The 14,567-nt window shown below is 72.2% G+C and carries 12 protein-coding genes; 2 read left to right on the forward strand and 10 right to left on the reverse strand.

Annotated elements, in window-relative coordinates:
* Positions 1-3: 3 nt before the first annotated feature.
* From ABGA98_RS34005 to ABGA98_RS34020, 4 genes are read right to left on the reverse strand one after another with little or no spacing between them, the layout of a single operon-like run.
* The gene (locus ABGA98_RS34005) at positions 4-1,968 is read right to left on the reverse strand and encodes a hypothetical protein (protein WP_347622521.1); all 1,965 of its coding nucleotides are present in this window, start codon (positions 1,966-1,968) and stop codon (positions 4-6) included.
* Positions 1,969-1,970: 2 nt separating this feature from the next.
* Positions 1,971-2,777: a carbohydrate ABC transporter permease gene (locus ABGA98_RS34010; protein ID WP_347622522.1), complete on the reverse strand. Its 807-nt coding sequence runs from the start codon at positions 2,775-2,777 to the stop codon at positions 1,971-1,973.
* Positions 2,774-3,706 carry a sugar ABC transporter permease gene (locus ABGA98_RS34015; protein WP_347622523.1) on the reverse strand — a complete coding sequence of 311 codons (933 nt, stop codon included), beginning with the start codon at positions 3,704-3,706 and terminating at the stop codon, positions 2,774-2,776. Before ABGA98_RS34015 ends, ABGA98_RS34010 begins: the two co-directional genes overlap by 4 nt.
* Positions 3,703-4,974: an extracellular solute-binding protein gene (locus ABGA98_RS34020; protein ID WP_347622524.1), complete on the reverse strand. Its 1,272-nt coding sequence runs from the start codon at positions 4,972-4,974 to the stop codon at positions 3,703-3,705. The genes ABGA98_RS34015 and ABGA98_RS34020 overlap by 4 nt, the downstream gene beginning before the upstream one ends.
* Positions 4,975-5,135: 161 nt before the next feature.
* On the opposite strand from ABGA98_RS34020, the gene ABGA98_RS34025 reads away from it, so the two are divergent.
* On the forward strand, positions 5,136-6,236 hold the full coding sequence (locus ABGA98_RS34025) for an FCD domain-containing protein (protein ID WP_347622525.1): 1,101 nt from the start codon (positions 5,136-5,138) through the stop codon (positions 6,234-6,236).
* Here the strand turns inward: ABGA98_RS34025 and ABGA98_RS34030 are convergent.
* Positions 6,223-8,646: a glycoside hydrolase family 95 protein gene (locus tag ABGA98_RS34030; protein WP_347622526.1), complete on the reverse strand. Its 2,424-nt coding sequence runs from the start codon at positions 8,644-8,646 to the stop codon at positions 6,223-6,225. The two genes, ABGA98_RS34025 and ABGA98_RS34030, sit on opposite strands and share 14 nt — an antisense overlap.
* A gap of 299 nt (positions 8,647-8,945) precedes the next feature.
* Here ABGA98_RS34030 and ABGA98_RS34035 point away from each other — a divergent pair, with 299 nt between their 5' ends.
* Entirely contained in the window at positions 8,946-9,788 is an 843-nt protein-coding gene (locus tag ABGA98_RS34035; protein ID WP_347622527.1) for an amidohydrolase family protein, read from the forward strand.
* 16 nt (positions 9,789-9,804) lie between these two features.
* On the opposite strand, the gene ABGA98_RS34040 is transcribed toward ABGA98_RS34035, so the two are convergent.
* Genes ABGA98_RS34040 through ABGA98_RS34060 form a run of 5 tightly spaced genes read right to left on the reverse strand, consistent with a single transcriptional unit; the run spans position 9,805 to position 14,555 of the window.
* The gene (locus ABGA98_RS34040; RefSeq protein ID WP_347622528.1) at positions 9,805-10,851 is read right to left on the reverse strand and encodes an aldose 1-epimerase family protein; all 1,047 of its coding nucleotides are present in this window, start codon (positions 10,849-10,851) and stop codon (positions 9,805-9,807) included.
* Complete coding sequence (locus ABGA98_RS34045) at positions 10,848-11,549, reverse strand: SDR family oxidoreductase (RefSeq protein WP_347622529.1); 702 nt, start codon at positions 11,547-11,549, stop codon at positions 10,848-10,850. The genes ABGA98_RS34040 and ABGA98_RS34045 overlap by 4 nt, the downstream gene beginning before the upstream one ends.
* Positions 11,546-12,601: a hypothetical protein gene (locus ABGA98_RS34050; protein WP_347622530.1), complete on the reverse strand. Its 1,056-nt coding sequence runs from the start codon at positions 12,599-12,601 to the stop codon at positions 11,546-11,548. The genes ABGA98_RS34045 and ABGA98_RS34050 overlap by 4 nt, the downstream gene beginning before the upstream one ends.
* Entirely contained in the window at positions 12,589-13,779 is a 1,191-nt protein-coding gene (locus tag ABGA98_RS34055) for a CoA transferase (RefSeq protein WP_347622531.1), read from the reverse strand. Before ABGA98_RS34055 ends, ABGA98_RS34050 begins: the two co-directional genes overlap by 13 nt.
* A complete protein-coding gene (locus ABGA98_RS34060) occupies positions 13,779-14,555 on the reverse strand; it encodes an enoyl-CoA hydratase/isomerase family protein (RefSeq protein WP_347622532.1) in 777 nt (258 codons plus the stop codon). The genes ABGA98_RS34055 and ABGA98_RS34060 overlap by 1 nt, the downstream gene beginning before the upstream one ends.
* Between the last annotated feature and the right edge of the window lie 12 nt (positions 14,556-14,567).

Here is a 14,567-nt window from a genome sequence, read left to right on the forward strand (position 1 = left end):
TCCTCAGTAGTGCTGGTGCGACGGCGTGCGGGCGCGCGCGGTCGTGTGCAGGTCGAGCCGGATGCGGCGGCCGGGCGGCAGCTCCACGAGCAGGCGCGGACCGCCCACCGCCACCTCCTGCCCGGTCTCGGTGATCGGGGGAGGCGTGTAGGCGCGCGGGTCGCCCGGGTAGCCGTCGCCGCCGGACCGGGTGATCACCGCGCGGTCGATCCGGTGCTCGCCGAACGCGCCCGCCTGGACCACGACCCTGCGGGTGCGGGCGACGCCGAGGTTGACCAGCTCGACGCCGGTGGAGCCGGGGCGTACGGAGTCGACCAGCGCGGCCACGTCCGGAGGCAGGCCGGGACGGCGGCGGTCGGCGTCGAAGTAGGCGAGCCGGGCGGGCAGCAGCCCGCCGTTGTAGAGCACCTGCGGGGTCCCGGTGGCCAGCTGCAGCAACGCCTCCGTGACGACCGGGTTGAGCCGCTGCCAGTGGTGCACGTGGATGGTGGACAGGTCCGCGGTGTCGGCGTCGATGAGCGCCATGCGCCGCTGCACCTGGCCGAGCGCCGCCGACAACATGGCCTCGGGGAAGCCGGGGTTGGCGCCGCGCAGGAACTCCAGCCAGGGCGCCTCGTGCCCGGCCTCCTCCTTGTTGCGGAACGGGCGCACGGCCGTCCAGTCGTAGCCGGAGCCGGCCCGCAGCCGGTCGAGCCGGTCGGCGTCGCCGCCGGACTGGCTCGCGTGCCATAGCCAGACCGGCAGGCCCAGCTGGGGCGGCTGGAAGTCGAACCAGCCCTGGTCGTCGTGCCGGTTGGGCACCAGCATGGTGGGCTTGCCCGCCTCGTCGCCGAGCTCGGCCAGCCAGCGGTCGCTGATGCTCATGTCCGTCTCGGTGACGCTCGCCTGGACGGCGTGGCCGTACACGGCCTCCAGAGGGTCGCGGCCGATGGCGAGCGCGGCGTCGTCGCCGGTCAGCAGATGGGCGTTGACCGCGGCGATCGCGGCGGCGGCGCCCACGCTGTAGATGCCGTGCGGCCACTGCCAGCCGTAGTTGCCGCCGTACCAGCGACCGCCGTGCAGCTCGCCGACGACGCCGGACGGGCCGACGTTGTCGGGCAGGATCCCGCCGTTGGCCTCCGCCCTGCGCTGCCAGGCGCCGATGTAGCGCAGCGCCCAGTCGCGGTAACGCTCGTCGCCGTCGTACAGCCAGGCGTTGACGGCCAGGCTCGTCGCGGCCAGGTTGACGGCCACGTCGCCGCGGCCGATGCGCTCGCTCATCGCCGCGCCCATGCGGGCGGCGTTGTACGGGTCGGCCAGGTCCTCCCACCGCGTGATGCCCGGCAGGTCGCGCAGCGGCAGGCCGAACGGCCGCATGCTGACCAGGTCGGTGTGGTAGGAGGCCCACTCCCACTGCAGGCCGTAGCGGGGGCCGCCGGCGCCGTTGTGCGGGGCGCGGATGATGTCGCGCTCGGCGTCGTAGTTGGCCGAGCCCGGGAGGTAGAGGTCGGCGAAGCGGCGGGCGCGCTCGCGGAAACGTTCGTCGTTCGGGTCCGCGGCGCAGATGCCGTAGAACAGCAGCAGCGACTCGCCCTGGTGGAACCAGTCATAGCCGCGCTCGAACTCGTCCACCAGGTAGCCGAGCTCCGTGAGCTGCGTGGTGACGCCCTCCCAGTGGTGCTTGGCGGCGTCCAGCAGGTCGTCCGCGCCGCCCAGCTGGTAGAGCGTCGGCCAGTTGAAGAACGCCTCGTAGAAGTCGTCGGCGCCGTCCCGGTCGGCGGCCGGCCCGTGGTAGATGAGCCGCCCGTCGGGCCCGCAGTAGCGGGCGGCGAAGGCCCGCCAGGCCTCGTCGAGCGTGTCGAACAGGCGGCGCTCCAGCACCGCCCAGGCGGGCGGCGTGCCGAGCGGGACGGTCGCGGTGACGGAGGGCACGGAGAGCTCGGAGGACTCGGGTTCTGGGGGCTCGGACGGCGAGGGCACTGTGCGCATCTTCAACCTTTCGTGGCCCCGGCGGTGAGGCCGCTGATGATGTGCCGTTGCATGAAGACGAAGAAGACGAGGAGCGGGGCGATGGCCAGCAGCAGCGTCGGGAAGACGACGGTGTAGTCGGTGGAGTACTGGCTGACGGCGGCGTAGACGCCCGTGGTCACCGTGTAGAGGCCGCTGCCGGGGCCCAGGATGATCTGCGGGTTCACGAAGTCGTTCCACACCGAGAAGGTGTTGAGGATGACCATCGTGGCGACCGCGGGCCGCATCAGCGGGAAGACGATCTGCCAGAACGTGCGCAGCCGCCCCGCCCCGTCGACGGCCGCCGCCTGGTCGAGCACGGCGGGGATGGTGGCGATGTAGCCGGCGTACAGGAAGATCGAGAAGGGCAGCGTGAGCGTGGTCTCGAACAGCACGAACCCGCGGATCGTGCCCATGAGGCCGAGGGTCTTGAGCACGTACACGACGGGGATGACCAGCACCTGGCCGGGGATGAACGTCCCGGCCAGGAAGAACAGCATGAGCACCCGGAACCGGCGCTTGGGGCTGCGCGCGATCGTGTACGCGGCGGGCGCGGCCAGCAGCACCGACAGCACGTTGACGGCCACCACGAACAGCAGCGTGACCGCGTACCCCTTGACCACGTCGAACTGCGGGTTCGTCAGCGCCCTGCCGAGCGGTTCCAGCGTGAGGCCGCCCAGGCCGAACGGGTCGCTCAGGATGTCCTGCTGGCCCTTGAACGCGTTGACGGTCAGCACGTAGAGCGGGACGAGCATGAAGGCGACGGTCGCCCAGAGGAAGGTCTTTCTCACTGGTGCACCGCCATCTCGCCGCGCCGGCGCAGCTTGGTCACCACGAACGCCAGCGCCGCGGTGACCAGCATGAGGATCACCGACTGCGCCGAGCCGAAGCCGAGGCGGGCGTCGTGGAAGGAGTTCCACAGGATGAGGTAGGCGACGGTCTGGGTCTGCCCGGCGGGGCCGCCCGCCGTCAGCGACACCACCAGGTCGTACGTCTTGAGCAGCGTCACCAGCGACAGCACGATGTTGATCGTCACCGATGGCCCCAGCGCGGGCAGTGTCACGTTCCTGAACACCTGCCACCGGGTCGCCCCGTCGATCTTCGCGGCCTCGATCAGCGAGTGCGGCACCGCCTGGAGCCCAGCCAGGTAGAGCACGACGTTGACGCCGAACCCGGCCCACACCAGCACCGCGATCATGGTGACCGTGGCCCAGGCGGGGTCGGACAGGAACGGCAGCACCTCACCGCCCCACGTGGTCACCAGGTTGTTGACCGCGCCGGTGGTGCCGAGGATGGCCGACCAGAGGAAGCCGACCACGAGGGCGCTGAGCACGTGCGGGTAGAACAGCACGATCCGGAAGAACGTGTTGGCCCGGGAGGCACCGTTCACCAGGAGGGCGAAGCCGAGGCCGAGCAGGTTGAGCCCGGCCGTGCCCGCCGCCGCTACCAGCAGGGTGACCAGGGCCGCGCGGCGCAGCTCGGGGTCGTCGAGCAGGCTCGCGTAGTTGGCGGCGCCGACGAAGGCGGGGTCGGCGCTGAAGCCGTCCCAGTCGGTCAGGCTCAGGTAGAAGGCCAGGCCGACCGGGATGACCAGCATCACCACGTAGAGGATGGTGGCCGGGCCGGCCATCAGCGCGGTCGTCAGGCCGTCGTGCCGCCGCCTGGGCCTGCGTGGCGTCTCGCGCACGGCGGCTACGGGTGCTTCCCGGGTGAGGGTCATGAGCGTCCGGCCAGCCAGCGGTCCACGCCCTCGGCGACCTCCTTGGGCGACTTGCCCACGTAGAGGCCCTGGACCTCGGTGTTCCACGCGGAGTTGAAGCCCTTGGGGAGGGTGGCGTCGCCGTAGCCCTCACCCTGGGGGACGCCGGCCGGCGCCTGGTCGAGGATCTCCTGCACCTGCTTCTCCAGCGGGGTGAACTCGCGCTCGACGCCGGTGCGGAAGTTGCCGTCCTGCTTGAGCTGGCTCTTGACCGCGGCCGGGTCGGTGACGAGCCACTGGACCAGCTTGAGCGCCGCGTCCTTCTGCGGGGTCGACTTGAGGATCATGTACGGGGCCGCGAGCGTCGCGCCCTGCGGGCCGGGGTGCTGCTGGCCCTTGTCGACCGGGGCGGGGAAGACGCCGACCTCGAAGTCCTTCTCGGCCTTGGCCTCGGCGGCGGTGAACCAGCTGCCCATGACGTACATGCCCGACTTGCCGGACAGGAACGCGGTCTCGGCGTCGGCGTACTTCATGCCCAGGGCGTTCTTGTCGACGTACCCCTTGCCGATCCAGCCGTGGTAGCGCTCCAGGTAAGGCAGCAGCGACTCGCCGGCCTTGATCTTGCCCGACGTGACGTCCTGCTGCCAGGTGGGGTGGTGCTGGGCGCGGGAGGGGTTGGAGAGCTGGAGCAGCTGCAGGCCGGTCAGGAAGTCGCCGCCGGTCTGCAGCGGCAGGTAGCCGGCCGACTTGAGCTTGCCCATGGCCGCGTCGAGCTCGTCCCACGTGGTCGGCGGCTGGTCGATCCCGGCCTTATCGAAGGCGGCCTTGTTGTAGAAGACCAGCGACTGGGCCTGCACGCCGACGCCGACGGTGTAGATCTTGCCGCCCAGCTTGGCCTGCTCGGCCAGCGGCGTGTCCTGCGCCCACGGCTGGTCGCTCAGGTCGAGCATCTGCTTGGCCAGCGTCTCGTCCGCCATCAGCGTCTCGACCACGTCGGGGGCGTTGCCGGCGGCGAGCTGCTGCGGCAGCGTGTCGGCCACGCCCTTGCCGGTGGGCGCCTCGATCTTCACGTCGATGCCGGGGTTCGCCTGCTCGAACGGCTTGACCAGGCCGTCCCAGTACGCCTGCGTGAGGTTCGGGCTGATGTTGACCAGCATCCTGACGGTGACCTGGCCGCCCTCGCTCTGCTGTGCTTGGGAGTCGCCGGCGAAGCCGCCCCCGCCGCAACCGGTGAGCAGGAGCAGGCATCCGATGCCTGACAGGACGGGGAATGAACGGGGGGACCGCATCGCACCTCCAAGGGGCGAGATCTGCGACGCCTTTTTAATGGGTCGATACTCGATTAGCGATTATTTAATACGTTGATAACTGGGGGCGGTCAAGGGGTTATGCTCTGCTACAAATATGTTTCCAGCGGCCGTCTGAGTCATAAGTACGTTAGAGTTGGGGCGTGACTGGACGCGTTGACGACAAACGGCTGGTAATGGGCGCCGAGGAGCGCGCCACGCTCGAGACGTGGGCGGAGGAGGCCGGGGGCGGGCTGGGCCTGCGCAGCCGCATCGTGCTGGCGTGCGCCGACGGGCTGTCGCGCAAGGAGATCGCGGCCCGGCTCGCCGTCAGCTCGGCGACCGTCGCGAAGTGGCACGCCCGCTTCGTGGAGCGCGGCCTCGACGGCCTGGCCGACGCGCCGAGACCCGGGCGGCCGCGCAGCGCGGAGCGGCAGGAGGCCGAGCGCGTGATCGCCGCCGCGGCCCATGGCTCCGCCGTGCCCTCCACCCGCTCGATGGCCAGGCAGCTCGGGCTGTCGCAGTCGACGGTCGCGCGCATCTGGCAGGAGCAGCAGATCGCGCCACCCGCCAGCCAGGTGCTGCCCAGGGAGCTGCTGTCCGACCGGGTCTACGCGCTGCTGCGCGGCTGGATCGTCTCGGGAGAGCTCGTGGCCGGGCAGCGGCTGGTGGAGGCCGAGATCGCCCGCAGGGTCGGCACCAGCCAGGCCCCGGCGAGAGAGGCTATCAAGCGATTGGCGCACGAGGGACTGGTCATCTCCTATCCCAACCGGGGCAGCTACGTCGCGGAGATCTCCGACGAGCAGGCCCGGGAGGTGCGTGACATCAGGGTGTTGCTGGAGGAGTATGCCGCACGCGGCGCCACCGCCCGCATCCAGCCCGAGACGTTGCAGCAGCTCGCGGGGGATGTGCTGGCCATGCGGAGGGCGGCGGGCGACGGCGACATCGGAGCGTTCAGGGACGCCGACCTCGCCTTCCACCGGCGGGTGTGCGCCGCGTGCGGCAACTCCTTCCTGCTGCGGTTGTGGCGGACCATCGAGTCGAACCTGTGGAGCCTGCACGTGGTGGGCAACCCGCTCTACGAAGGCGACTGGATGGCGATGGCCGGCCACCACGACGACCTGGTGACCGCCCTGTCGTCCGGCGACCCGGACGAGGCGGCCCGCCTCTTCGCCGCCCACGCCCGCGGCGAGGCCTCCCGCACCCGCCCGCGTTCCCGGCCCGGCGCCACCCCGCCGGGCCGGGAGGATGTCAGGCCGGGGTGATCTCGTACGTCGCGCCCTTACGGGTGTCGAGGACGAGGACCCCGGGTTCGGGCCGGTCGGCCTTGACCGGGCGGCCCCGTTCCGTGACCGTGACCGGGCCGGCGGTGCGGAGGGTGAGCTCGCGTCCGAGGTCCGACCGGATCCGGCCGTGCCGCAGGGCGCCGCCCTCCCACGTGAGGTCCACCTCGAACCCGCCGCGCGCCCGCAACCCCCGGTACGACCCGGCGGGCCACGCGGCGGGCAGGGCGGGCAGCAGGTGCACCTGGCCGCCGTGGCTCTGCAGCAACATCTCCGTGATCCCGGAGACCCCGCCGAAGTTCCCGTCGATCTGGAACGGCGGGTGCAGGTCGAACATGTTGGGCGCGGTGCGCGCGGGCACGAGCAGGTTGCCCAGCCGCTTGTACGCCTCGGCGGAGTCCAGCAGCCGCGCCCAGAAGTTGATCTTCCAGGCGAGCGACCATCCCGCACCCGCCTCGCCGCGCAGCTCCAGCGTCCGGCGGGCCGCCTGGGCCAGGTCGGGGGAGAGGCGCGGGTCGATCTGGTGGCCGGGGAACAGCCCCCACAGGTGGGAGATGTGCCGGCTGCGCGACAGGGCGGCGTCGCCGCGGTAGTCCTCCTGCCATTCCTGGATCTGCCCGAGATGCCCCACCTGGTTGGGCACGAGCCGCGAGCGGGCCTCGCCGGCCTTCGCACGCAGGTCCTCCTCGACCCCGAGGACCTCCGACGCCTCCGCGAACGCGCCGAACAGGTCCCGCAGGATCTGCATGTCCATGGTGGGCCCCGCGCAGATGCTGACGTTCTCGTCGCCGTCCTCATGGTGGCCCACCTCCGGCGAGTGGGAGGGGTTGGTCACCAGGTAGCCGGTCCTGGGATCGGTCTGGAGGGTGTCGAGGAAGAACTCCACCGAGCCCTTGATGAGCGGGAAGTGCTCGCGCAGCCGCCGCTCGTCGCCGGTGTAGAGATAGTGCTCCCACAGCGTCAGGCACAACCACGCCCCGCCGGTCGGCCACACGCCGTAGAAGGCGAAGTCCACGGGCGCCGTGCCGCGCCAGCCGTCGGTGTTGTGGTGGGCGACCCAGCCCTTCGCCCCGTACTGCGTCTTCGCGGTGCGCGCGCCGGTCTCCGCCAGGTCCTTGATCAGGTCGAACAGCGGGTCCATGCACTCGATGAGGTTGCCGGGCCCGGCCGGCCAGTAGTTCATCTCACAGTTGATGTTGATGGTGTACTTCGACTCCCACGCCGGCGTGAGGGAGTCGTTCCAGATGCCCTGCAGGTTGGCCGCGTGGCCGGGCGCCCGGGAGCAGGAGATCAGCAGGTACCGGCCGTACTGGAAGTAGAGGGCGGCCAGCTGCGGGTCCGTGTCGAGCTGCTTGCGGGCGATGCGCTCGCCGGTCGGCAGCGCGACCGCCTCCGACGTGCCGAGGTCGATCTCGACCCGCCCGAACAGCTCCTGGTAGTCCTGGACGTGCTTGCGCCGCAGCACCTCGTACGGCTGCCCGGCGGCCCGCTTCAGGTGCCGCTCCGCCACCTCGGCGGGGTCGCCGCCGACGTCCTTGAAGCTGCGGTAACTGGAGCCCATGGAGATGAGCAGCGTCACCTCGTCGGCGCCGGTCACGGTGAGCGTGCCGCCGTCGGTGCCGACCGTCCCGCCCTTCGCCTCGGCCCTGGCCAGGGCGCGGAAGCGCACCTCGCCCTTGAGCCCCTGGGTGTCGCCGCTGACGCCGTCGAGGGCGATGGTGTCCGGCCCCGCGGCGGCCGTCGTGGTGGCCTGCGGGCTGGAGAAGGCCGCCTGGAACGTCACCGAGCCGGGCTGGTCGGCCGTGTGCCGCACGACGATGACCTGGCCGGGGTTGCTGGCGAAGACCTCGCGGGTGTGGCGGACTCCGTCGCGGACGTAGGTGACGGTGGTGACGGCCCGGGTCAGGTCGAGCTCGCGCCGGTAGCCGGTGAACTCGGCCGAGCCGGGGAAGGTCAGGGTGAGGTCGCCGAGCACCTGGTACGGCGCCTGCTCGCTCGGGATGCCGAGGAACTTCTCGTCGGCCAGGTTCTGCGCCTTCTGCCACTTGTCCTCCCAGACCCACTGCCGGATCTGCGGGAGGGCGGCCAGCGCCTCGGGGTTGTCGTAGGTGTGCGGCCCGCCGGCCCAGATGCTGTCCTCGTTCAGCTGGAACCGCTCGGTGGCCACGCCGCCGAACACCATGGCGCCGATCCGCCCGCAGCCGACGGGCAGCGCCTCGAGCCACTCCTCGGCCGGGCGGGTGTACCAGAGGGTGAGGGGGTTCTCCTCCGGGCCGTGCCGCGTACCGGCCCGCGCTGGACCGGCGTTCACCCCGGTCACGAGCATGGATCCGGCCGCGGCGCCTAAGCCCGTCGCCAGCACGCCTCGTCGTGTGTAGCCGTCGTTGGTCACCGTTACTCCTCTTCCAGAACGCATGCCGCCGCCGGGGCGGGATGTCATGAGAGCGATGAGGGCGATCGCGCCGTCAGGGGGTCCGGATGTCTCGCGGACCGCGGGGGACGTCGAAGGCGAGGTGTTCAGCGGAGGTTCACCGCGAACATGGGATGTATGTCTACGCGAAGAGGGCTCTGATGTCCATACCTCCCTCAATCCTGGCTCTAACGTAGGATGTATGTTAGGTTCCGGTCCGGAAACGATCTCCTTCTGGAGAGGGCGGCCATCGCCCGCTCCCGACCGAGCCGGAAGCCGTGATGACCCGCATCGACGCCCACCACCACGTCTGGGATCTGTCCGTCCGCCCCCACGCCTGGCTCGACCCGGAGCCCATGGCCCCCGTACGCCGCACGTTCACCCTCGACGACCTCGCCGGGCCCGCCGCCGCGGCCGGGGTGAGCCGCACCGTGCTGGTGCAGGTGCTGCCCGACCTCGACGAGACCCGCGAGTTCCTGGCCCTGGCCGCCGGGTCCGAGCTCGTCGCGGGCGTCGTCGGCTGGATCGACCTGACCGCCCCCGACGCCGCCGACACCCTCGCCGGGCTGACCCATGGACAGCGCGGCGGGCTGGTCGCCGTCAGGCACGGCGTGCAGTCCGAGCCCGACCCCGGCTGGCTGACCCGCGCCGACGTGCGCCGCGGGCTCGCCGCCGTGGCCGCCGCCGGGCTGGCCTACGACCTGCTCACGCTCCCGCACCAGCTGCCCGCCGCCATCGACACGGTGGCCGCCATGCCGGAGCTGACGTTCGTGCTCGACCACCTGTCCAAGCCGCCGATCGCCTCGGGCGAGCTGAAGCCGTGGCGCGGCCGGATCCTGGAACTGGCCCGCCACCCCAACGTCTTCTGCAAGCTGTCCGGCATGGTCACCGAAGCCGACCGGGCGTCCTGGCAGGTGGCCGACCTGCGGCCGTACGCCGAGACCGTCCTGGAGGCGTTCGGGCCCGAGCGGGTGATGTTCGGCTCCGACTGGCCCGTGTGCCTGCTCGCGGCCGGCTACGAGCGGGTCGCCGAGGCCGCCGGCGAGCTCTGCGCGGGCCTGTCGGACAGCGAGCGCGCCGACGTCTTCGCCGGGGCGGCGCGGCGCGCGTACCGGCTGGACTGACGGCCGCCCGGCGGCCTCAGGGCGCCTCGACACGGAACGTGGTGTGGTACGTCCGCGACTCCTGCGGGCCGAGCCAGATCATGCTGCCGTCCTCCCTCGCCGCGGCGTCGCCGGCGACGTGGTGCGTGGACGGCTCGAGCCCGACCGCGTAGTTGCCCGAGCGCAGGTTCAGCCACTCGAAGAAGTGTGGGAACTCCTGCGCCGGCCACTCCACGGACACCTTCATCCCGAGCCGGTCGTTGACCACGGCCACCCGGTGCAGCCCGTCGCCGCCGGGGACGAGCGCGTGCTCGTACACCTGCTCCACGAACCCCGGCACCGGCCCGGGGAAGACGAGGTGATCGGCCTTCTGCTCGGCCACGCTGTCGCTCTGCCAGAGCGTCTCGCGAATGGCGGCCTCGAACCTGGCGCCCTCGTCGAGCAGCGGCCAGCCCAGGTTGATGTGGTAGAGGTACATGTGCGGCGTCGGCTCGAACCCCGCGTTGGTGACGGTGTCGACCAGCCTGATCTCCTCGCCCCCGAGGTCGGCCTCGATCCGCCGCACCATCCGCAGGTTCTCGGCGAAGACCGCGGCCTGGCGCACCTCGCCCTCGGCCCACAACACGCAGCGCTCGCCGTCCCACCGCTCGCCGTAGCCGGTCAGCCGGGCGGGCAGGTTGCCCGCGCGCCCGTGCAGGCCGTGGCGCACCGACGTGCGGGGCGGGTAGCGGTAGGTGCCGGCGGGCACGTCGCCGCCGAACAGCGTGTGGTCGAGCCCGGCCGTGACGATGAGCCCGGAGAACGAGCGCAACCACGACAGCCCGTCCTCGTCGGCGTTCTCGTGCAGCCCCGGATGGCGGAAACCGGTGGGGGAGCGCCAGCCGAACGCGCGCCCGCCGTGCTCGGCGTGCCCGATGTCCATGCACCTGTCCACCAGCACGTCGAACGCCAGCCCCGAGCCCGTCCTGAACTCCAGCGTCCTGATGCCGCGCTCGGCCCCGTCGCCGAGCGTCACCAGCCGGACCCCGCCGGCCGCGCTCAGATCGCCCGTCAGCTCGGCCAGCCGCCTGCGGTCCGGCGTCATGCCATCACCCACCCTCCGTTGACTTCGATGGTCTGGCCCGTGACGAACGAGGCGTCCGGGCCGGTCAGGAACGACACCACGGCCGCCAGCTCCTCCGGCTTGCCGCGCCGCTGGAGCGCCTGCCGCTCCAGCACCATCCGCTCGTACGCCTCCGGATCCGGATGGATGCTCTCCGCCGCCGTCGGGAACGCGCCGGGCGAGACGCAGTTGACCCGGATCTCCTTCGGGCCGAGCTCGCGGGCCAGCGCCCTGGTGAGCGCGGCGGCGGCGCCCTTGGTGGCGACGTAGGCGGCCAGGTCGGCCCAGCCGCCGTGCATGGTGATGGAGGCGACGTTGACGATCGCGCCGCCCCTGTCACCCATCTGCTGGGCCGCGAGCTGGGCCGCCAGCCAGTAGGCGCGCTGGTTGACCGCGTGCACGTCGTCGTACTCGGCCAGCGGCACCTCCAGGAAGGGCCGGGCCGGGTAGACGGCCGCGTTGTTGACGAGGATGCCGACCGGCCCCAGCCGCGCCTCCGTCTCGGCGAACGCGGCCTCGACGGCGGCCGGATCGCGCAGGTCGGTCTCCAGGTTGAGCGCGCCTTCGAGCTTCTTGGCGTCGACGTCGAGTGCCGCCACCCGGTGGCCGTCGGCGGCCAGCCGGCGGACGATCGCCCGGCCGAGCGCGCCGGCGGCGCCGGTGACGAGCGCCGTGGTCATGGGTTCCTCCATTCGTCGTGGTGCAGGTCCTTGAGCAGGTCGCGGGCCGGGACGCGGGCGAGCAGCCCGTCGCGGATCAGCGCGGACGCCCTCTCCTGCAGGGCGATGTAGCCGGGGAAGCGCGGCCTGATCCAGGCGGCCTCCAAGGTGGCCCGGGTGTCGCGGTAGAAGCCGTCGCCCTCCCCGGCGGTCTCCCACACGCTGCGGGCCGCGGGCTGCCCGCCGGTGGCGGGGAACAACCCCGCCTGCACCGGCTCCGACAGCAGGCGGCGCAGGTGGGCGCGGACCGCCTCGCGGATCGTGCCTGCGCGCCGCCTGGAGACGGCCAGCCCGGTGCCGCCGAGCACGCTGCCCGGCGGCCGGCCCGGCCAGGCGGGCGCGTCGGAGAAGGACAGCGGGTAGGCGGAGTAGCCGTACAGCAGGGGGCAGCAGTCGGCCTCACCCGCCGCCAACGCGTCGAGCACGCCGATCGGGTTGCGCAGCGACAGCCCGGGGTCCGCGGCGGCCAGCAGCTCCGCCATCAGCTCCAGCGCCCTGACCCCGGCCTCCTCGTCCAGGAAGTCGCCCGAGCAGAGCGCGCAGAACATGAGGAACGCGTGCGGCCCGCCCAGGCACAACGCCATGCGCGTGCTCCGGGCGAACTCCGCCATCTCCGTCCACTCCGCCGGCACCCGCACGCCCGGCCTGGCCGCCGCCACCTGGGTGGCCGCGTCGAGCGGCAGCGCCCACTGGCGCCCGTCCAGGTGGTAGCTGTCGAAGCAACGGCCCGCCGAGCCGGCCCGCAGGCCCGCCAGCTCGTCCGGCTCGAACAGCTCCTCCATCGGCACCAGCGCGTCCACCGCCGCGCCCAGCCCCGGATGGTCGATGACGAGCACGTCGTACGTCTCGCAGAGCCGCGCGATCGGCTCCGACTCGAACCCCTCAAGCGGCTGCCGGTCCCACACGATCGGCTCGGGCACCTCGCCGTACGGGTTGGAGCCGGCCAGGTCGAGCCGGGTGAGCTCGTCGAGCGGCGCGTACCCCCTCGGATGGTCCCAGGTCAGTCCTCGCATGCCAGCACGCCCTCCGCCACCAGCTCGGCCGCGCGCTCCGGCGGGTATCCGAGCTCGTCGAGCAGCTCCCTGGTGTGCTCGCCCACCAGCGGCGCGCCCCTGCGCACCTCCGGAGGGGTGGCGCTGAAGCCGTACGGGAAGCCGGGCGTGGTCACCGTGCCCTCGGAGCGGTGGTCGTAGGTGACGAACGACCCGTTGTGCCTGACCTGCGGGTCGGCCACCAGGTCGGCGTAGCCGTACACCGGGCCGGCCCACAGGTCGTGGCGGGCGCAGATCTCCAGCCACTCGGCGGTCGTGCGGCCGGGCAGGCGGCGGGCCACGATCGCGGTGATCTCGTCGCGCCTGGTGTGGCCGTCGGCGTCGCCGTCCATGCCCGCGAGCTCGGGCAGGTCGAGGGCGACGGCCAGCACGTCGAGCCGGGGCATGCCGAGCGCGAGATAGCCGTCCTTGGTGGCGAACACGCCGTAGGGCGCGCGGATGTAGGTGTGTCCGTGCGGCTCGCTCCCGCGGCGCTGCGGCACCCCGCCGACCGTGAAGATCGACAGCTCCTGCATCTGCGCGGCGACGGCCGCGTCCAGCATGTTGACGCTCACCCGCTGCCCCTCCCCGGTGCGCTCGCGGTGCAGCAGCGCGGCGAGCGCGCCCTCGAAGGCGCTGTAGGCGGTGATGGCGTCGATGGCGTACGTGCCCGCGGGGGCCGGCGGGTCCCCCTCGCGGCCGGTGCTCAGCATGGCGCCGCTCATGGCCTGCAGCAGCAGGTCCTGGCCGGGCCGCGACGCGTACGGCCCGGTCTCGCCATAGCCGGACATGGAGACGTACACGATGCGGGGGTTGAGCGCGTTGATCGTGGCGTAGTCCATGCCGAGCCGCTCGGCCACGCCGGGACGGTAGTTCTGCAGGAACACGTCGGCCGTCGCGGCCAGCTTGTGCACGATGGCCCGGCCCTCGTCCGCCTTCAGGTTCACGGCCAGGCTGCGCTTGTTGCGGTTGAGCGACAGGAACGACGCGTTCACCCGGTTGCCCGTTGCCCCGCCCGCCGGAGCGTGCCGCTGCCACTCGCCGGTCACCGGCTCCACCTTGACCACGTCGGCGCCCAGGTCGCCCAGCCGCATGGCGGCCAGCGGACCCGCCATCGCGATGGACAGGTCGACCACGCGGTAACCGTCGAGAACGCCCATCAGCGCCCCTCGAAGACGGGCTCGCGCCGCTCGGCGAAGGCGGCCCTGCCCTCGGCCGCGTCGGCGGTGGCGAAACAGACGGTCTGCAGGTCGCGCTCGTACTGGATGGCCTGCTCCAGCGGCATCGAGTAGGCCGCCCTGACGTTGGCCTTGGCCGTCTGCGCGGCGATCGGCGGCCTGGCCGCGATCAGGCCGGCCAGCTCCAGCGCGGCCGGCAGCAGCTCCTCCCTCGGATGCAGCTCGGTGACCAGGCCCCACCGCAGGGCGCGGGCGGCGTCGATCGGGTCGCCGGTGAGCAGCATGGTCGCCGCGTTGCTCGGGCCGACGGCGTGGGCGAGCAGCGCCGACTGGCCGCTGCCGCCGATCCAGCCCAGCTTGATCTCGGGCGCGGCGAACGTCGCGGTGTCGGCGGCCAGCCGGATGTCGCAGGCCAGGGCCAGTTCCAGGCCGCCGCCGTAGGCGTAGCCGTTGACGGCCGCGATGATCGGCTTGCGCAGGGCTCGTACGGCGTCGCCGTAGTCGCCGCGGTTGCGGAACTCCCACGGCGTCGCGTAGTCGTCGAGCTCGCCGATGTCGCTGCCGACGCAGAACGCGCGCTCGCCCGCGCCCGTGAGCACGGCCACGCGCACGGCCGGGTCGGCGTCGACCCGGTCCAGGCCGGCGCGGAGCGCGGCGGCCATGTCGGGGGTGATGGCGTTGAGCTTGGCGGGTCTGTTCAGGGTGACGACGGCAACGGGGCCGTCGACGTCGAGGTGAACGTGCACTTGTTCGCTCATTTCGGTGAAATC

Source organism: Nonomuraea sp. B1E8 (assembly GCF_039871515.1).
GTDB lineage: Bacteria > Actinomycetota > Actinomycetes > Streptosporangiales > Streptosporangiaceae > Nonomuraea.

Coding starts and splice junctions, on each gene's coding strand:
- ABGA98_RS34005 (WP_347622521.1), bottom strand. CDS start 1,968: ATGCGCACAGTGCCCTCGCCGTCCGAGCCCCCAGAACCCGAGTCCTCC.
- ABGA98_RS34015 (WP_347622523.1), bottom strand. CDS start 3,706: ATGACCCTCACCCGGGAAGCACCCGTAGCCGCCGTGCGCGAGACGCCA.
- ABGA98_RS34020 (WP_347622524.1), bottom strand. CDS start 4,974: ATGCGGTCCCCCCGTTCATTCCCCGTCCTGTCAGGCATCGGATGCCTG.
- ABGA98_RS34035 (WP_347622527.1), top strand. CDS start 8,946: ATGACCCGCATCGACGCCCACCACCACGTCTGGGATCTGTCCGTCCGC.
- ABGA98_RS34040 (WP_347622528.1), bottom strand. CDS start 10,851: ATGACGCCGGACCGCAGGCGGCTGGCCGAGCTGACGGGCGATCTGAGC.
- ABGA98_RS34045 (WP_347622529.1), bottom strand. CDS start 11,549: ATGACCACGGCGCTCGTCACCGGCGCCGCCGGCGCGCTCGGCCGGGCG.
- ABGA98_RS34050 (WP_347622530.1), bottom strand. CDS start 12,601: ATGCGAGGACTGACCTGGGACCATCCGAGGGGGTACGCGCCGCTCGAC.
- ABGA98_RS34055 (WP_347622531.1), bottom strand. CDS start 13,779: ATGGGCGTTCTCGACGGTTACCGCGTGGTCGACCTGTCCATCGCGATG.
- ABGA98_RS34060 (WP_347622532.1), bottom strand. CDS start 14,555: ATGAGCGAACAAGTGCACGTTCACCTCGACGTCGACGGCCCCGTTGCC.